This is a genomic window from Maribacter sp., from assembly GCF_039974175.1.
Taxonomy (GTDB): domain Bacteria; phylum Bacteroidota; class Bacteroidia; order Flavobacteriales; family Flavobacteriaceae; genus Maribacter_C.
In genome coordinates, this window is sequence record NZ_JBDWJN010000010.1 from 784,084 (window position 1) to 803,835 (window position 19,752).

A 19,752-nucleotide genomic window follows, 5' to 3' on the forward strand; every position below is an offset into this window, starting at 1 on the left:
TATAGAGCAGTTGGCAAAATATAGATGGAATACATGACAGAAAAATATATCATTTGTAAAATACAAAAACATCAAAAACACATTCAATGAATCGATCTAGCAATAGTAATTAAAAAGTCGATGCCACACCTAGTACTACTTAGAAGATTGCAAAAAAACTACATGACATTATTTTTAATTGTGTTTTCACTGTTTTTCAACTCATGTCATACTAAAAAACAGAAGGTAAATAATCCTGATTTTTCGGGAGTAACGTATTCCGTTTTTGGGCAAAAACCCCCGGGTTTAGTCCCTGAAGTTTTTGCTCCTGGAATTGTTTCAATCGATGGAAGGTTTGAAGGTGCCGTTTCCTTTTCTCCTAAATTAGATGAAATGTACTTCGCAGCTTATACGGAAGGCGAAGATACCGCCATCTATTTCTCAAAGCTCAAAGGTGACCGATGGACCTCCATCGGAAAAGCAAATTTTACGAAGGGTAAAAAAAAGGAAGAAATGCATCCTTTTGTCAGCCCAGATGGTGAAAGGATTTATTTCACAGCTTTGGACTCTGCTTTTACCGATGAGAAAATTTGGTACGTAAACCGTTTAGCAGATTCCTGGAGCGACGCTGTGCAACTAGATTCACCTTTAAACGACGAGCTGGTATTTTTTCCGAACCAGGCTGAAAATGGTGATCTATATTATTTCAATTTGTCAAAATTCCAAACCTACTATGCACCCTATAAAAATGGAGCGTTTCCTGAGGTAGCGGAAGTTGCAATTGAATTTGGTCATCATGCTTTCATTGCTCCATCGCAAGATTACTTGATACTAACCGATCGAAATTTTACTGAAGAGGAAAGAAAAGACAATGATATGTATGTCTGTTTCAAAGAGAAAGACGGCAAGTGGACCAAACCCATACATCTTGGCAATATCTTAAATACAGGTTTAAATGAAAAAGGACCAAGGATTACTCCAGATGGCAAGTACCTGTTTTTTGGAAGAGATGAAAAAGATACTAAGCCTGGACTCGCAAATATTTATTGGGTGAGTACGGCAGTTATAGAAAAATTTAGACCAAAACAATAATTCTACAACTCATAACCGAGCGCTCTAAAATCTTTAACAATGAACAGAAACAACGTCATACTTTTAGCAATTACCCTCGTTTTAAGCGCTTGTCAATCCAAAAAACAACAGGTAAAAAATGCAGACTTATCAGAGGTAGCGCATTCCTATTTTGGACAAAAACCACCGGGTCTAATTCCGGAAGTTTTTGCTCCTGGAATTGTTTCGGTCAATGGTAGGAATGAATCGGGTATTTCGTTTTCTCCTGAATTAGACGAACTATATTTTACAGTTAATAAGGAAGATGAAGAACTCGCTATTTATTTTTCACGCCTTAATGGCAATCAATGGACTGCCGTAAAAAGAGCAAATTTTACCAAAGGCAGAAAAAAAGAGGAACTATATCCATTCGTAAGCCTTAATGACTCTAGAATTTATTTCACCGCTTTTGATTCTATTTTTTCGGATGAGAAAATCTGGTACGTAAACCGTTTAGAGGATTCTTGGAGTGATGCTGTGCAACTGGGTTCACCGCTTAATGATGACCAGGTTTTTTATATTAATCAGGCTACAAACGGAGATCTTTTTTATACAAATATTTCAAAGAGAAAAATGTTCTCTGCCCAAAATAGAAATGGCAAATATCCTGAGGTGCAGGAAGTTGAAATTGATTTTGGCCATCACGGGTTTATTTCGCCATCTCAAGACTATTTGCTGGTATATGCACAAAATAAAGAAAATGAAGACCGAAAAGACTTTGATATTTATGTCTGTTTTAAGGAAAATGACGGGACATGGACAAAGCCAATTCGCTTGGGAAATGAAGTGAATTCTAGTTTTAACGAAGGGTGCCCAAGTATTACGCCAGATAGTAAATATCTCTTTTTTACTAGATCTGAGGACGAAAACAACGTATCAAATTTGTATTGGGTACGTACGGAGATTATAGAAAAACTAAGACCAAAACGATAGCTACAGTGATAAGGTATCGCTAGCCATTTAAGAATTAAAAAAGAAACAAAATGAGTAAAAAAAATACCATCGGTACATGTTTAGCTCTTGCATGTATAGTGCTTTGCTATTCGTGTGGCAATACGCAATCAAAGTCAGAAGTAATCAGTAACCCAGTAACAGAAGAAAACCCATACCTAGAATACGATACGCCAGGCTTGACCCCCGAGCTATTTGTTCCCAACGAGCATACTACTTCAAATTGGAAATTAGGGAATGCAGACGCGCTAGACATGAAAGAGTTTTACTTCACTTACACAGGAAACAACCCTTTTGAGGCACCCCTTGTTGTTTATCGACAAGAAGGAAATTATTACAAGGTCAATAAGTATACGTTTAAACATAATCCTGGAAATAGCGACATTTTATACTCAAGGCATAACTATATCGAACGTACAGATTCAGGTTGGTCAAAGTTAAAAAGTCTAGGGCCAATGTTTGATAGAGAAGATTGGGGCATTATGGTATTGTCAGTATCTTCTAAAGGGACCATTGTTTTTGACGATTATAAGAGCAATGACGTACTCCGTATTTCAAGAATTATAGACGGTAAGCGTGAAGAACCAAAATTACTCGGTAAGCATATTAATACCGGTAAGTGGACAGCCCACCCCTTTATCGCACCCGATGAATCATTTTTAATTTGGGGCAGCGAACGAGAAGAGGGTTATGGTCGGTCTGACAATTATATCAGTTTTAAACAGCTTGACGGTTCATGGGGTCCGGCTATTAATATGGGAGATAAGATAAATACAGAGCTCGTAGAAAATGGTGCGCGTTTAACAGTTGATGGAAAATATTTGCTTTTTGGAAGGTCAGAGGAAAAAACAAGAGAAGATGGTAGTACCTATTGGGAAACAATCAGGTATTGGGTTGACGCCAAGATAATTGAAACGCTGAGACCCAAACAATAAACTAAGAAAACATGAAAACTGCCCAGTTGTTCATTTTAATAGGCGCCCTAACGCTTCACCTGGTAACTGCTCAAGAAAATAAAGGAGAGGAAGCTAAGCCAACACCCTTTGAGGGTCTTTATCTCGGTGAAAAACCGCCAGGCTTGACCCCTCAAATTTTTGCGCCAGGAAGTATTTCCACTGCCAATCATTATGAGGCATCTATCACTTTTAGCCCTGATATGACCGAATTGTTCTTTCAACGGAGGAAGCCAGAAGAAAGCCATAACATTTATACTATGAAATATAGTAATGGTAAATGGTCAACCCCAGAATTGGCATTTTTTTCTACGAACAAGAACTACTTAGACTTTCACCCTCGGTATAGCCCCAATGGAGATCGACTGTATTTTGGGAGCACAAGACCCCTTAAGGATACAACAGACGCATTAGCAATGCAACAATGGCAAAACAAAAGGAATTCGGAACGCTTGCATCAATGGTATATTGAAAAAAATGAAAACGGTTGGGGAGAACCTAAGCTTTTGTTAGAAAAGCTGTTTAAAGACCAATGGATCATGTGTGTAACGCCTTCGCAGAATGGCAATCTATATTTTAATTCGAAAGGGCAAGAAGATAAGCTTGAGAATGAAGGTATTTATTATGCAACTCAACAAGAAGGTCAATATCGCAGCATGAATAGAATGGGTTCGCAAATAAATGGTTACGGCAAGTGGATAGCGCATCCGTTTGTTGCAGCTGACGAAAGCTATATTATATATGATGCTGAACGAGGTGTGGGTAAAGACAACGGTGATTTGTATGTCAGCTTCAACAATATGGGTAGTTGGACAGAATCTTATAAGCTTGGCCCCGAAATTAATACGGCTTTTGGTCAAGGTGCTGCAACGGTTTCGCCAGATGGGAAATACCTATTCTATAGAAGTGGGCACAAAGAAGACCAGACATCCAATATTTATTGGGTAAGTACTGCGGTTATTGACATGCTAAGACCTGCGCAATCGCCACCTTATGAAATCGCATATTCGTCAAAAGAATCTGGTGATACAGAAATTTACCTGACCGATAGGGCAGCTAAATCAAAAACTAAAATCACGAATCATCCTGGAAATGACGGCTATATTGCTTGGTCTCCTGACGGAACACGTATCGCTTCTTATGCCTATCATGATAACAGAAAAACTTGGTCTATTCACAGCATGAATAGTAATGGTACCAAAAGGAAGCGATTGACCCATGCCAAAAACAAATGGGATAGTTCACCCGCATGGTCTCCTGATGGAAAAAAAATTGTGTTTGCAAGAGCTTACAAAGACACTGAAGGAATTTGGCAGGAAGAGATTTGGATTATGAATTCAGATGGTAGTGAACAGCTGCAAATAAAACCCCTGAATGGAGGAGGGCCTTATTTTACGCCTGATGGAAGAATCGTCTATCACTCCAATACGCAATCTAGTGAAATCTGCATAGCCAATATTGACGGTAGCAACAAGATCGAGTTAACCCATAATACAGCTCAGGATTGGCATCCTGAGATTTCTCCTGATGGCAAGCAAATTGTATTTATGTCTGACCGAGATGGAAATCATGAAATTTATGTAATGCATATTGATGGTTCCAATCAAAAGCGGTTGACCTCCAACAATGTTCGTGATTCTACACCAAGCTGGTCACCTGACGGTTCTCAAATACTGTTTACCTCACAAGATACCGAAGAAGAAAGACACATCTACCGAATGCAGAACGATGGCTCTTCAGTAGAAAAACTTATACCCAATGCTTCCGGCGCCGTATGGCTCAAGAAAACAGAATAAAAACAGAAAACACCCATCTGAGAACACTAGCATAGCAAAAGCAAGAAAACATGAAAATTACCACCGTATTCATTTTAACAACTGCCATTTCACTTCACCTACTATATGCCCAAGAAGTTAAGGATTATGATAAAACTCAAGCAGTTGCGAAGTCTTATTTAGAATTGCCACATATTGAAGTTGTTCCTATACGCGATAGCGATGCTAACCGAAGCTATGAGCTTTATATAAAACTTCCGGCGGCCTACTCAGAAAATAAAGATGCAAGATATCCTGTAATCTATTATACTGATGCCATGTGGCACCTGGAGATGTTGTCGGGTACTACCGAGTACCTGATGGAAAATGCTATTTTGGTTGGAATTTCTTGGCAGAAAGACATCAATGAAGCGGTGAAGCAGGAGGCAGGAGCCCACGCAAGTCGGTACCGCGATTATTCCATAGGCAAGTCAAGCAACCCAGAGCATCAGGCCAAATATCAATTTGGGCAAGCCCAAAACCATCTGTCTTTTATCCGTAAAGAGGTGATCAGCTATGTTGAAAAGCAGTATCGCACAGACGTTAGTAAACGCAGCTATTTTGGGTATTCGCTTGGGGGGGTATTCGGCGTCTATATACTACTGGCAGCTCCTGATACCTTTAAGAATTACATATTGGGTAGTCCGTCACTTCAGGGTGATATTCCCATACTCTCAGCACTTGATTCGATCGCGGCTACAAAGCACAGGCAGATAAACAGCAATGTATTTATTTCCTATGGGGAAATGGAGACGGACTTGGGCCAACATGCAGAGGAATTTATCAAGCTATTGAAAAATAGGGGCCATAAGCGTCTATCACTACATCATGAGGTAATTGCCGGTAGCCATCAAACAGCTTTTCCTTTAACCGTAGTGCGTGGTATAACTTGGTTAACAAAGCGAAACAATTTAGCGGTTGTAGAAAGTCCGTATTTAGGGCAAAAGCCACCGGGTACAACACCCGAACCTTTTGCACCAGGTTTGGTTACTACTGACCAATGGGAGTACGGCGGGGTCTTCTCACCCGAGCAGAATGAGTTTTATTTTATTAGAGAAGTTAAGGGTAAAAAAGAACAAGAATTTGTTGTTTTTCAATACGCCCAAAAGCGATGGCAAGATTCGGTTCTATCAGCTAGGGTAGGGCAAGCCTATATAGCACCCGATGGCAAGACCATGCATTTGGGCAGGCGATATAAGGAGCGTACTGCGGATGGCGGCTGGTCAGCGCTAAAAAAATTAGGCTCCCCATTTGAGGAGATACAAATTATGCGGCTAACAGCCTCGTTAAAAGGCACCTATGTATTTGATGAGATCGGCATGCCAGACGGAGATGGTGTTATTCGTTATTCAAAGTTAATCAACGGAAAACGTGAAGCACCGAGGGCATTTGGTAAAGCAATTAATACGGGAAGAATGAATGCCCACCCTTTTATCGCTCCAGACGAATCGTATATGCTTTGGGATGGCGAAAGAGATAGCGGATATGGTGATTCTGATATTTACATCAGCTTTCGACAGCAAGACGGTTCTTGGGGTGAGGCGATCAATTTGGGAGACCAAATCAATACCACAGCCTGGGAAGCGGCTGCTACGGTAACCCCCGATGGCAAATACCTTTTCTTTAACAGAAATATAGGCTCAGATGATTACGAGAATGTAGATATCTACTGGGTAGATGCTCAGATAATCGAAACACTACGGCCCAAACCATAATTGGTATAAAATGGGATGGGGGTTTGCACGCTACAGCGGCCTAATTACTTAGAAGGTAAAGACCCCAAGGTAGTCAAATACTATTTGCGCTAAATGAAAAGGGACCAAATATTGGTCCCTTTTCCTAAGCTATAAAAAGCATCTTAGTCTAGTACGATTTTTTTGGTTACCACATCAACTGCATCAGCGATTCGCAGTATATAAATTCCTCTTGCAAATGGAGATAAATCCATTTGAACATGGCCATCTGTCTTTACGGTTTTAGAAGCCACTTGTCTACCTGAGAAATCAATAAGTGCCAACTGCATTCCCGGCGACGTTCCGGAAACCGTGAGGGTACCACTTGTCGGATTAGGGTAGGCTCGCAACACCGTCACATCGAATTCAGCGTCGGACAATAGCGCAGTCTTTGCCTTTAAAGTGTTCGCTGCTGTATTGACATGGCCTTCCTCAAAAAGCGCAAATACCTGCTCTTCGGTAAGTGCGTTGTCGAACAAACGCACATCGTCAATACCCCCTTCAAAGTATTCTTTGCCCCATCCTGACCATCCTATCCACGCTTGTCTTCTATCTTTCAGCGTACCAGATAAGGACTCTGTATGAATAAGTTCACCGTTGATGTACATTCGCATCGCACTGCCATCGAAGGTACAGCTGATCATTTGCCAAACATTGTTTTGAATAGACCCTTCCCTAGACAGTTTTGCTCCGTTTTCGTTTGTTGTGACTTTAAAGGCAAGTTTACCGCGTCTGATGAACATCATAAAGCCACCTGCAGTGGTACTGCCAGCTACTCCTTGGTAACCACCCTCCGCATTGGTCGGTTTTACCCATGCCGATACCGAAAAACCAGATTGCATATCATTGTCAATATCGGGTAAACTAATCCAGTCATTTGAACCATCTAATACCACAGCACCTTCTATTTGACCTGTCATTTTATCGTTATCGAAGCTTAGGCCATTTTCAAGCTGACCATCATAACCTAGGCTTCTAGCATCTTTGGCAATGATGCCATTTGTTTCATCAAGCGGCCAGTGTCCGACCAAGTCATCCGACGCAGCTACACTTTCCTCAGCCGGAGGTGGGGTACTGGTGATTTCAATGATTTCAATGGCATTGATAATAGGATGTCTCGTACCCCCATCAGACGCCAATGAAGAAAAATCTATGGCCAGTTCCTCATCTGTAACCTGTACCGTATGCGTCACGGTCAGCAACGCATCGGCTCCAACCTTAGCGAATACGTCGAGATTGTCTTCCACCAAGTCACCTTCCAATCGAACATCGAAGACTCGACTGCCGACACCGCCACTACCACCACCAGTGGCACCGAACCACAGTTCAGCGAAATGGAGGCGTACCTCATATTCTCCATTTTGTAAGGGTATGTCATAGCCCATCACCTGAGAACGACTGTACCTGAATTTCCGGAACGGATCTTCAAGGCCCGTCTGCGGACGGTCTAAGGTTCTGCCCGTATCAAAATAAGTGTCTTCCTCGTACGTAGCTCCATCATGGGTCACAGCACCTCCGCCAGAATTGATTCGGAGCACGAAATTGGTAGTGGTTTCCTCATCGTCATTACTTTCATCATCGGTGCTTTCATCATCGCCGTAGCCTTCCGATCGAATGCGATAGGCCCAATTTTTTGACCGATCATTGTTTGGTATGCCTGGTGGTTGTAGTATACCATCATTGGTAATCTCAATATCGTCTGCAAAAATCCAACCGCCATTGGTCACATCCCACCATTCAAACCGATAGGTTTCCGAGGCAGTTAAATTTGTAAGTGTTGGAAGTGGAGTAGGGTTAGCCCTAGCATCTGCAGTAAAGAATCCCAAGGCAAACTGTTTATCATCTGAAACCGATAAGGTATGTATGAAGCCCTGACTGTCACTTAGGTTGGTATGGGCTGCTGGTATCAAACGTTGATACTCGTGCCCTGAATCGAGTATAAAATTTTTGAGATGGCCCATGGACTGCGATTCAAATGCTTCGATTGCATTCGCTTGAGGATCGTTCGTAGGCACGATGGTACCGCCATCTGCTTGGCTTCTTCCAGTTGCAGTGGCTGCCCCAGCGTACCAGGCATCTCCCCAAGCATGGCCAGCCAGGCCGCCACTTAGTACAGAACCATACATTTGCATTTGTGCCATGGTAGTATCATCTAGACCCGCATTGATTTCATTGCTAGAATGTAAGCCCCAACCTGGGTAAAATGGCTCTAGGTTGACAGCGGGTTTTGTCGTGTTTTGGTACACATAAATATCTCGAAGCCACTCATGCATGGTTTCATCTCTTTCGGCATTACTAACGTTCTGTATGTCTAGTGCACTAGAGATATCTCTTTCCCAATTCTTTAAGGAGGTGTTAAACGACATAGCGGTTCTAGGTTGCCCATAAGGCATCTGGTTTCCGAGTTGTTTGCTCAGTTCGTTATGCGCGTGCTGCACCAATTCACGCCACTCTGGATATATAGACCCTTTGCTGTCATGGTGCACCCAACTAAAAATCATATTGTAGCAACCGTACCGAGCCCATAAATAGCGGATGTAGTTATAAAAGGAATCTTTTTCATGCTGCGCGCGAAAAGCCCAACGCTCGTGCCGGCGTACAGATTCAAATAAGGTAACAAAACCTTGGTCAGACAGAAACTGCATACGTTCGTCTACCGCTTGCCAATATCCTGGTACGATGCGTTGGTAGTCAACTTCCAATGGCGCATCGGTGACGGGCTGTCCTGGTGTCTTCATCTCAAAGGGACTCTCGCCGCTAGGAGCTATTTTCTTGCCCCAAGTTTCACTTGCCCATAAACCTCTTTCAGTACCTGGCCAATCTAAGTTTCTACCCATCTGCTCTAGATAGGTGTCATCAGGAAAACTAGCAATTACATTTAGTCCGTTAAACCCTTGATTTTTCCGAGCTAAAATATAGTCTTGAAAAGATATCTCGGTGATGTCATTGGCCTGATTATAGCCAAACACCGCAGTAAGCGCAGCCCAAGAAGTGTCTGCTGTATAAAAGAAAGGAGTGCCATCAGCATATTCTATGGTGCGGTTGTTGGCGGCAACTCGCAGAAAACCATGGTTATTCGGGTTGGAGTTTGCGTCTGCCGTTGTTGCGGTAAAAGAGCCGCTTTGATCTATAAAACCTTCATCCGAATTAGTGACAGTGGTATTGATGATATTCCACGTCCAGTTACCTGGAGAGGTGGCGACCAAACGAGCTCGAAAAATTGCATCTCCATTGCTGTTTTCACCATCCCAGAAAATGGGAATACGATAGGCTTCAGTTGTCGATCCTGATTTTTTTAATTCAACCCATACATCAACATCCATGTAGGGGTTATTGTAGTGTTGCTGGCTTATAAATTCAAGTTCAACAACTTCCATAACAGCGTAATCAGCTCCTTGAGCACATGCTATGATACTCGTCAAGCTAGCGAGTACTGCTGACAAAATCGTTTTAAACACAGTTTTTTTGGGGGATTTCATAGGGGGATTTTTAGGTTAATGTTTGCTATACGTCATACCTTGACTGATAGCTGGTTGCGCGCAACGAAAGAGCACAATGGCCATTCAGATAAAGTACAAATGGTAATAAATGTTTTTTGGTAGTTTGGAGTTTTGCAAATGCTAAGCCTTGTGTATTCGTATTACGTCTTCAAAACTGGTATATTTTTGCTTTGAAAAACAAAAAGAATACGTCAAAAAAAGCATTTTCAATAAGCACAACGAAAAGTTCAATGCAATATTGCTATTAGCTTGCATGATAAAAGTTAAAATTAAGGAGGATGTATACAAACCTCCATATTTAGGAGGAAAACCGTGGTTCTTTTGATGTGAGATAGTTACATAATGCCTCGCTGGCTACCTACAAAATAGCGCTACTTCAACCCTTGCTTACTATGATACCTTAGGTGATTGAGAGCAGCTGCCAGCGCAGATTGCGGAGGTGGGGTTTTTAAATGGTTTATACATCTAAAAATTCTTCTTCAAAGCTAGCGATGAAATCGTGAATGTACTTTTTGTTGCGATGTATCCTTTTAACAACCAAGTAATGTTGTCGCTTTAAACCGTTTTTACCAATGCGCTTAAATACTACTTCTTTTGACAATTTAAAAGGCGCTAACTGCCATTTTGGGGCACACATCATACCCATATTCGCGGCAATCATTGCTAGTGTAATTTCCGTAAATGGAAAAGCAGAAATTTTTAGGGGGGTTATTTGATTAGGCTTTAGAAATTTTTCATAAACCGCTACTCCCTCTAGTGGAAAAGAATTGATCAACAAATGCACATTGGCAAAATGACCGGCATCTAAGTAGTCAAATTTGTTTAATGTATGCTCGTGATGCATAACCGCAAATACTTCATCATTGAAAACCGGTATAATTGAAAGTACATCAGATTCAGGTTTTGATGTTACGATCGCAATGTCAATGTCTTCCGATAGTACTTGCGATATGGTTTGATGCGTTGCTCCAAGACTAACGTCTATGTCAATTTCTGGATACAAAACGCCCATTTTTTGAATAAAAGACGGAATAGTATGAAAAAACGATTGACATTCAGCACTTAATTTAATGGTGCCTTTAGCGCCTTCTTTCAAATGCTTAATAGCGCTAAACCCTTCATCAATAGTGCTAAATAATTTATTCGCCAATTTGTATAGCTCTGTACCTTCTTGGGTTAATTCCCATTTATTTCTGGTTCTATAAAAGACCTTAAAACCCAATCGCTCTTCCAACTCACGTAATTGATGACTTAAAGCAGACTGTGTTAAAAAGAGGCGTTCGGTAGCGTTAGCTATACTACCTTCTTCCGCAATGGTCTTTATAAGTCTGAAATATTTGAGCTCCATAACAACAAAGATATAATGCTTGTATGTAAGTTATGGTTGAAATTTTCTCAATGATATATTCAAAAGCACTCAATGAAATTTCTAAGAAGAATAAAAACTTAAGCGTAGTTTTACTAAAAACGAATCATGAAAACAACGAAGCTTTTATCTGGCTTGTTTTTTATATTCCTTGGGTGCAACTCTTTTGCGCAAAACAAGGAGTTAAAAGACCATATACTATTTTACAGTTCTTTTGACGGAAACGTAGCTGCTGATGTTGCTGCCGGTGACCAAAAGATGTATACCTCCAAAAATTATAAAGAAGCGGCCACTGCCAAAGCAGGTTTATACGACCCCCATGTGGTTTTGGCTGAGGGTAAAGGCCTTAGCGGTGATGCTATCCATTTCAAACAGTCAAAAACATCTGCTGTTTTTTATAAAGCATTTAAAAATGTAGGCTATAGCCCAACATCATGGAGCGGTACGGTATCTTTTTGGTTACGCTTAGACCCAAATAACGAACTACCACCGCACTATTGCGATCCGGTAGTGGTGACTGATGCCCAATGGAATGATGCTGCCTTATGGGTTGATTTTACAGACCATACACCACGACAGTTTCGATATGGAGCGATCGGAGATAAGGCCGCTTGGAATGCAAATGATGAGGCCACAAATGCAGATTGGATAAAGCGTACCGTTGTTGTTAATCCCGCTCCTTTTGAGTCGGAAAGTTGGACACATGTCGCTATGGTTTTTTCAGAAGTGAATTCAAAATCTACATTTGCATTATACTTAAATGGTGCTTTACAAGGCACTATAGAAAATGTAAAGAACAATCCATTTACATGGGAAGCAGAAAACGGAAAAATAATGTTAGGACTGGGTTACGTTGGCTTTATGGATGAACTGGCTGTTTTTAATAAAGCCCTGAAGGCTGAAGAAATAAAAGCAGTCTATGAACTAAAAAGTGGTTTGTCAACGCTCTTCTAACGCTTTTGTAGGTCTTTCTTTAGTTTGAATTAAGCCAAGGTCTGTTTATGCGAACGCCCTTTTGCCTCCCTTATCAAACTGCTGCTGCTGATTTCTTAAATTGGCTATTGGTGAATAATCCCTATTTTTAAAAGGTAAACCATAAACTCTCTTTTCCACATGCGTCTTATCAAAATAGCCATCGTTCCAGTGGCACTTTCACTTACCGTACTGAGTATGATTTCCTGCCGAGATCAAAAAACTACCACAAAAGAAAAGGTAGTACAAACCGAAGTCAGCTCGGACAAGGAGAATAAATGGGTTTCCATTTTCAATGGAACTGATTTAGCGGGTTTTACCATGAAAATAAAAGGATATCCGCTAGGAGAAAATTTTGGCAATACCTTTCGCGTAAAAGACGGAATTCTCAAGGTACGCTATGATGGCTATGGTCCTGATTTATTGGGGCGTTTTGGCACTTTGTATATTGACAAAGAATTGCGTGATTATCGCTTAAAAGTAGAATACCGTTTTGTGGGTGAGACCGCTCCCGGGGCACCGGAATGGGGGTATCGCGATAGTGGTATACAATTTCACGGGCAACCGCCAGCCACTCAGAAATTGGATCAGGCATTTCCGATGTGTTTAGAATATAATTTTCATGGCGGCAATGGCACTGAAGACCGACCTTTGGGGGCCGCTTGTGGGTATGGTATTTTCTTTGAAATCAATGGGGCGAAAAACCCAACAACCTGTGTACCTGCTGCAATAGCAAAAACCTTTCATGGCGATCAGTGGGTCACTGCCGAACTTGAAGTTAAGGAGGGTAAAATAACGCACTTTGTAAACGGTGAGGAAATATTAAGTTACGAAAATCCAACCTATGACCCCGATCATGAAACCGCTAAGGATTTTATACTTGCAGGCGAAACCAACGTCAAAAGCGGTTATGTCTCCTTTCAATCCAATAGTCATCCTATCGATTTTCGAAAAATTGAGCTGTTGGAATATTGAACCGCTTATACTTAAGTAGCGAATAGGGCAGGCCTTGACCTATAGTTCAACTTTTTGCCCGGTTTTAGCCGCTAAAAATATGGCGTCTATGATTTTCATGTCTTTTACACCTTCTTCACCGTCAACTGGTACGATAGGGGCTACCCCTTCAAAAATAAACTGTGCCATTCCATCCATTTGCAGTGTTTGGTGGGCACTATGTGGATGTTCCAATTCGCCTTTATGTGTGCGTGCTTTGATCGGACCGTAACCCGTAGAAGGTTTCATTTCGCCCCATCCTTCACTACCGGTCATATAGAATCGATCTAAATGATTCATGGCATAAGTAGAAAGGCAATTGGCCACCGCGCCACTAGGAAACCCCATTTGAAACTGAATGGTTTCATCGATGCCTTCTTTGAACTTGACCGGATCTGTTTTTGTTTCTTGTGCAGTTACCCAAATTGGTTCTTCACCGAGCATATAGCGCGCTCCGTTAATGGAATAAATACCAATATCCATCATGGCGCCTCCCCCGGAAAGTGCTTTGTTCAATCGCCATTGTTTGGGGTCACCGATAACGAAACCCGATTGGCCCTGAAAGAATTTTAGCTGCCCGAATTCACCATCTTTCCGCATGCGAATGATTTCGACGGTTTTGGGTTCAAAGTGCATGCGATAGCCTATAAGTAACTTAACATTTGCCGCTTTACAAGCATCTACCATGGCTTGGCCCTCCGCTGCATTTATCCCCATAGGTTTTTCGCAGATAACGTGTTTACCTGCTTTAGCAACCCGAATCGCTTGCTCTTTGTGCAGGGCATTCGGTGTAATCACATACACCGCATCAATATCAGGGTTGTCTTTTATAGCGTCAAAATTCTCATAGTTGTAACAGTTTTTCTCAGGGATATCGTATTGCGCACGCCAGTCGCTGATTTTCGATGGGGTACCGCTAATCAGGCCAACCAATTTTGCTCGCTTACAAGCTACCATGGCTTTCGCCACCCGGTTTCCGTAACTGCCCAGACCCATAATTGCAACTCTTAAAATCGGACCGTCATAAGGCTCAGTGTTACTGGCAAATAAATTGGTCGGACTATACAATAGTGGTACACTTATGGCTGATGCCGTTAGTTTTCCTAAAAATTCTCTTCTATTCCCCATGCTGTTCTTATTAATGTTTGTTCTAATGTAATAAAAATGCTAGTACAATAGTTAAGCATGTTTTGAATTATAACATAATCGTGTTTCCATAGTAGCTGCCACACATCGAATTAGCTGATGATGGCTGCCTAATTGCAATACCTATACAGGGAGGTGTGTAATGCGAATATCAGAATTATAGGGCCATACCATACTTTGATTGCTACTTTTACGTTAGGAATTAACTAGTACTACATAACGCTAAGTCGACCTATTCTTATGAAAAAATTACTGCATGCCTTCTTGCTGTCTATCTTTGTTATCTCGTGTTCTTCCGACAACGGTGAACCTAATGTAATTGACCAGCCCACCATCGAATTGGATGGAAAACAAGTATTTCGAATTGATGTAAAGGAATTATCGGCTAAAAGCCAAGCGGTTGCAACTCAAAAAAAACTAGACCCTGCGTTTGTGCTTTTGAGTATCAATGATGCTAGTGGCAGTGCTATTCTTACCAGAGAAAAGATTGCTTTGCTACAAGATGGTGACGGTTATATAACTGACGAAATTACCTTACCACCTGCCACCTATACGGTAGTAGAATTCATTGTAACCGATGCCAATGATGTTGTCATTTCAATAGCTCCGAAAGAAGATTCAGCTTTAGCGCCATTCACTACCCAACCATTACCCTTTGACTTTGTAGTAACATCAGACGAAACCAAAGAAACCCTTACCGAAAACATCAATGCTGCCGGTTATACTTCGGTTGACTTTGGGTATACGGGTTTAAGTTTAACATTTCCTGAAAGCACCGCATCTTTTAGCCTCACAGTTGATGAAACCGAATCAATCACCCTAAAAAACTTGAATTTAAAGTCCATAACAGGCGCTACCTATTTGGTAGACTGGGGAGACGGTGTTGTTGAAGAATATGTTTCAACTATAGTTGATTCAGGTGTTGAAAATACCCTATCACATACCTATTCGGCAAATGACATGTATACCATTACAATTAGTGGTGCCGTTGAAGCCATTGAGGTTTTTGAATTCAATAGCAACCAAGAATTTGATTGGGAAAGTCATATAACATCTGTCAATTTCGAAGAATTAACGCTGCTTAAATCTATAGGCATATTTACAGGCCTACTTACTTCCTTAGATATTTCAAAGAATACGGAATTGGAAATTCTAAATGTTGGTCAGCATCAGCTAACTAGTATCGATTTAACGAACAACCCCAATATAAATATCATTACGTTAGCAGATAATGACTTAACTGAAATAAACCTATCTCAAAATCCGAATATCAATCACCTATACCTGGCCAGGAACCAAATCGCTTCGCTAGACCTTTCTCAAAATTCAAGCTTACAAGTTTTATCCGCAAGACAAAACAACTTGAGTAGCATTGATTTTTCAAATAACCTTAATCTAACACAGTTCGATCTAAGTACCAATCTTATTGATAACATTGACCTTTCTTTAAATGTGGATTTAAGGGAAATCAACCTAGGTGACAATAATCTTCAAACTATTGACTTGTCAAACAATACCAATCTCGTTCGTGTTGATTTGTACACGAACCAATTGACTACACTTGATGTATCAGCTAATTTAAAATTGAGAGATTTGTATGTGGAAAACAATAATTTAACCACCTTAGACGTAACAGCTAATCTTGACTTAGAACGACTCTATATCAAGAACAACGATTTCAGCAATCTTGATATCTCCTTAAATACCAAAATGTCGCATTTAAATATCGGAGAAAATCAATTTAATGAAACTGAGATAGATCAAATAATGAATTTGATGTATGACCAAATCGTAGCGAATGCTATTATGGACGGGTATTTTAACTATTTAAATAATCCAGGTACATCGGCTGTTTCTAATGCTACTGTCTCCAAAATAAATGACTTGATTGTAAATTATAGTTGGTCATTCAATAATGGGTAAAACCTAAAGGCCCAAAATCAGTACACATTATAGTTTTGTTTCTAAAACTATCTTCAAAAAAGGTAATGGAACTACCCGTCGTTAAGGCTTCGAATAGCGAGGCACTAAGTTGCTGATGGAAGACAGCTGGTACCAAAGCTCTATTTAGTGTAGGAGTAGGGGTAAGCGTTCTTCTGCCAAAGTTGTTTGCTTACGCCTAGTATGGAATGCTATTTAATCTAAAAACTTTACATTAGATTTTCAATATTTAGCATTGATATGGTATCCTTCGATTGGTCTTCATTAATTCTATTTAGCGGTATTGTCAATGCCATTATGGTCATTGTATTTTTAGCAATAAATTATGGTCGATATCAACCTAAAACTGCCATATGGATTACTCTTTTTGTACTTTGTGTTATATTAATTCTATTTGAAAGAATCATACGGTTTTCAACCTTGGAGACTACTTATCCTAAATTATTATTTGTTACAAGCCCTTTATTTTTCTTCATTCTTCCTTTGGTATATGTATTTCAAAGCCAGTTAAATGTTAAGTCCAAGTATTGGTATGCACATTTTATTTTTCCCATACTAATGCTATGGTTGTTTATGCCAACAATTTTAATGAACGATAAGGATAAGCTCAATATGTATCATGAGGACGGAGTTAAAGACCCTATATGGCTGGTGCTGCTGTATCTTTTGTATGCTATCTATTATTCTATAAAAACCTTTAATACAAATAGAGAGCATAAGGCGTTGCTATTAAACACCTCAGCAGATAATGACATTGAGTTACAATTGTTTTCAAATAAACTAGTTTTTTTCGCAAGCGTATGTATCGCTATTATTCCAATTTCTTTATTGACGCAATATGTAGACCTTAATACAAAAGTTGTCGATAAGTTCTTGTTCCTTATTTTTTCACTAATTCCACATTTTATCCTAATTTCTATTTTGAGCATTAGAACTTTCGAAAACACTAGCGAAATAGCCATTGAATACAAACAAACGAGCCAAACGGAATATCAAGATTTAGAAGTTTACCAGTCAGAACTCACGCTTTTTATGATTGAAAACAAACCCTATTTGAGTCAAGATTTAAACTTGCAAAGACTGGCAGATCTAGTACATTGGAATAAATCAAAACTTTCTATGGTTATAAATAAAGGCTTTGATAAAAACTTCTATGATTTCATAAATAGATATCGCCTCGAGGCTGTTGTTGAGAAATTGGAAAATGGTGCCCATATAGATTACTCATTAGATTTCATCGTTAGTGAGTGCGGTTTTAAAAGTTATGTCTCCTTTTATCGCGTTTTTAAAAGAGCAAAGAATAAATCACCAAAAGAGTATTTAAAGGAGTTAAAAGTGCCTTAGATACATTACAAGGTATCCCCTGTAATGTTTGCGTGTCTTAAAGCGCAGCTTTGATTTATAGGTTTGTAGCAATTAAATTTCAAACCTATGCGCTTACTTCTTTTAACATTAGTATTAATAGCCTCTTCAGCCAGATTATATTCTCAATATGTAAATCAGAACGTTCTAAATGAAATTAAGGTAAAGGCAAATGAAACGCATTCCGACGCTGTTATCATAATACAGGATGGTAAAATACTTTACAAAGATTTTTTTGAACAAAACGATCAACCATTGTATATATCTTCGGTTGGGAAATCATTAGTAAATCTGGCAATAGGTAAACTTTTGGATAAAAAGTTAATCGATTCACTAAATCAACCCGTGTATACACTTTTTCCAGAATGGAAACAAGGTCAAAAAAAATTCATCACCATAAGAATGCTCTTAAATCACACCTCAGGTTTACAAGATCATTCCAATGCAATGGTCGAACTAGAACCAGCACCAACCTTTCAAGTAGAAAACGTTATCAATATTGCACTAGCCGCTGAATTGTCTTCAAAACCCGGAACCGAATTTTTCTATAGTAATAAAGCAACAGCTTTACTGGGAGGTATTGTTGAAAAGGCATCTGGAAAACGTTTTGATCACTTTTTTGTTGATGAATTCTACAAACCCATGAACATTGCAAATTACGGTTGGATTCAAGATAAATCTGGTAACCCAACAACGCATGGGGCTTTTGTTATAAAACCTTCAGATCTTATCAAGTTCGGAGAGTTAATATTAAATAAAGGGGTATATAATGGGAATAGACTGATTAGCGAATCTTGGATTGAAGAATCGTTTCAACAAGCGCAAAAATTTGATATAAGATTTGGCTTGCTTTGGTGGAGAAAACCTATTTCAGAAAAAAGAATCATTGATAAAGAAATTTGGGCGTCCTGGAAAAAAGCAAAAGTTGATAGCAACTTTATGTCAAAATTAAGGCCAATAAAAAATACATTATTTGATTCGAATCAATTGTTTTATGAAGCATTAAATAATGCCTTAGGCGAATCTTGGATTACACTAATGAATGAAAAATTATCAGGTACATTAGCGTGGAGTAAGAAGGTTTTTAGCCCACAAATAGTAGCGTATTATGGAGATGGCTACAGAGGTAATTATTTGGTTATTGTTCCTGAGAATAATCTTGTGGCCATCAGATGTGCCGATCATGTAAACTTTGATACGGCAACGGATGGTTTTGGTGATTTTGTAGAATTGGTAGTCAAACTTTAAAATGTTACCTAAAAAAGTTCAACTATGAAAACAAGTATTGCTGTAATGCTATTTACCCTTATGCATTTATTAATTTTAGCACAAGAAAACAAGGAGGTAGAACCGTCGATTATTGCATCTCTAATTGGAAACGATTGGGTTGGAGAAGGAAATTTAATGGAACAAAAAGCAACGTTTATGATGGCTTGGGAAAGTCTGTGGGAGGGAAAATTTATAAAACTAGAATTTCAAAATAAAAGGAAAGGCAACGATGATAATAAGATTGTATTTAAAGCAATTGCTTCTTATAAAATTGGCGATGATGGGAAAGTATTAGGAAACTGGTTCGATAGTAGAGGTGTTTCTTTTCCTTTACGCGGTACCGTTAAAGAAAACATGTTAACCATTTTATGGGGAGATGTTGATTCCGAAAATGGTAAAACCATTTATTTATATAAAAACAATAACGTTTTGGTTGAAGATTTTATTCTGGTGAATGGGAGGTTTTCCAAATTTGGTAATGCTACCTACATTCAAAATATAAAATGAATAAGCAATAAATAAACACCAAGTATGAGAGCCGACGGTAGGAGGGGAGTGACTTCGACCTAGGAGATTCACGAATTGCTGCACCTATAGTAAATATGGATGAATACCAGTGTATAGACTAGTATTCCTATGAAATCCGTTTACCTATTTGAACTG

14 protein-coding genes are annotated in these 19,752 nt (G+C 39.6%); 11 read left to right on the forward strand and 3 right to left on the reverse strand.

The window, feature by feature from the left end; genetic code table 11:
* The first annotated feature begins 162 nt into the window (after positions 1-162).
* Genes ABJN95_RS12600 through ABJN95_RS12620 form a run of 5 tightly spaced genes read left to right on the forward strand, consistent with a single transcriptional unit; the run spans position 163 to position 6,522 of the window.
* Entirely contained in the window at positions 163-1,071 is a 909-nt protein-coding gene (locus ABJN95_RS12600; protein ID WP_348370762.1) for a hypothetical protein, read from the forward strand.
* 39 nt (positions 1,072-1,110) lie between these two features.
* The gene (locus ABJN95_RS12605) at positions 1,111-2,022 is read left to right on the forward strand and encodes a hypothetical protein (RefSeq protein ID WP_348370763.1); all 912 of its coding nucleotides are present in this window, start codon (positions 1,111-1,113) and stop codon (positions 2,020-2,022) included.
* Between the two features lie 50 nt (positions 2,023-2,072).
* Positions 2,073-2,975, forward strand: coding sequence for a hypothetical protein (locus ABJN95_RS12610; RefSeq protein ID WP_348370764.1), 903 nt, complete (start codon positions 2,073-2,075; stop codon positions 2,973-2,975).
* 11 nt (positions 2,976-2,986) lie between these two features.
* A complete protein-coding gene (locus tag ABJN95_RS12615) occupies positions 2,987-4,789 on the forward strand; it encodes a DUF5050 domain-containing protein (RefSeq protein ID WP_348370765.1) in 1,803 nt (600 codons plus the stop codon).
* A gap of 50 nt (positions 4,790-4,839) precedes the next feature.
* A complete protein-coding gene (locus ABJN95_RS12620; RefSeq protein WP_348370766.1) occupies positions 4,840-6,522 on the forward strand; it encodes an alpha/beta hydrolase-fold protein in 1,683 nt (560 codons plus the stop codon).
* Between the two features lie 143 nt (positions 6,523-6,665).
* On the opposite strand, the gene ABJN95_RS12625 is transcribed toward ABJN95_RS12620, so the two are convergent.
* Both ABJN95_RS12625 and ABJN95_RS12630 read right to left on the reverse strand, forming a co-directional pair.
* A complete protein-coding gene (locus tag ABJN95_RS12625; protein WP_348370767.1) occupies positions 6,666-10,019 on the reverse strand; it encodes a LamG-like jellyroll fold domain-containing protein in 3,354 nt (1,117 codons plus the stop codon).
* 478 nt (positions 10,020-10,497) lie between these two features.
* Entirely contained in the window at positions 10,498-11,388 is an 891-nt protein-coding gene (locus ABJN95_RS12630) for a LysR family transcriptional regulator (RefSeq protein WP_348370768.1), read from the reverse strand.
* 126 nt (positions 11,389-11,514) lie between these two features.
* Between ABJN95_RS12630 and ABJN95_RS12635 the strand changes: the two genes are divergently transcribed.
* Positions 11,515-12,360 carry a LamG domain-containing protein gene (locus tag ABJN95_RS12635; RefSeq protein WP_348370769.1) on the forward strand — a complete coding sequence of 282 codons (846 nt, stop codon included), beginning with the start codon at positions 11,515-11,517 and terminating at the stop codon, positions 12,358-12,360.
* Between the two features lie 159 nt (positions 12,361-12,519).
* On the forward strand, positions 12,520-13,353 hold the full coding sequence (locus tag ABJN95_RS12640; protein ID WP_348370770.1) for a DUF1080 domain-containing protein: 834 nt from the start codon (positions 12,520-12,522) through the stop codon (positions 13,351-13,353).
* 39 nt (positions 13,354-13,392) lie between these two features.
* On the opposite strand, the gene ABJN95_RS12645 is transcribed toward ABJN95_RS12640, so the two are convergent.
* Entirely contained in the window at positions 13,393-14,499 is a 1,107-nt protein-coding gene (locus ABJN95_RS12645; RefSeq protein ID WP_348370771.1) for a Gfo/Idh/MocA family oxidoreductase, read from the reverse strand.
* A 258-nt stretch (positions 14,500-14,757) separates the two neighbouring features.
* Between ABJN95_RS12645 and ABJN95_RS12650 the strand changes: the two genes are divergently transcribed.
* The 4 genes from ABJN95_RS12650 to ABJN95_RS12665 all read left to right on the forward strand — a co-directional run bounded on the left by ABJN95_RS12650 (position 14,758) and on the right by ABJN95_RS12665 (position 19,596).
* Positions 14,758-16,440: a hypothetical protein gene (locus ABJN95_RS12650; protein ID WP_348370772.1), complete on the forward strand. Its 1,683-nt coding sequence runs from the start codon at positions 14,758-14,760 to the stop codon at positions 16,438-16,440.
* A 591-nt stretch (positions 16,441-17,031) separates the two neighbouring features.
* Positions 17,032-17,802 carry an AraC family transcriptional regulator gene (locus ABJN95_RS12655; RefSeq protein WP_348370773.1) on the forward strand — a complete coding sequence of 257 codons (771 nt, stop codon included), beginning with the start codon at positions 17,032-17,034 and terminating at the stop codon, positions 17,800-17,802.
* A gap of 87 nt (positions 17,803-17,889) precedes the next feature.
* Positions 17,890-19,068: a serine hydrolase gene (locus ABJN95_RS12660; RefSeq protein ID WP_348370774.1), complete on the forward strand. Its 1,179-nt coding sequence runs from the start codon at positions 17,890-17,892 to the stop codon at positions 19,066-19,068.
* Between the two features lie 24 nt (positions 19,069-19,092).
* Positions 19,093-19,596 (forward strand): hypothetical protein, encoded by a 504-nt coding sequence (locus tag ABJN95_RS12665; RefSeq protein WP_348370775.1) that lies wholly within the window; start codon positions 19,093-19,095, stop codon positions 19,594-19,596.
* The last annotated feature ends 156 nt before the right edge of the window (positions 19,597-19,752 follow it).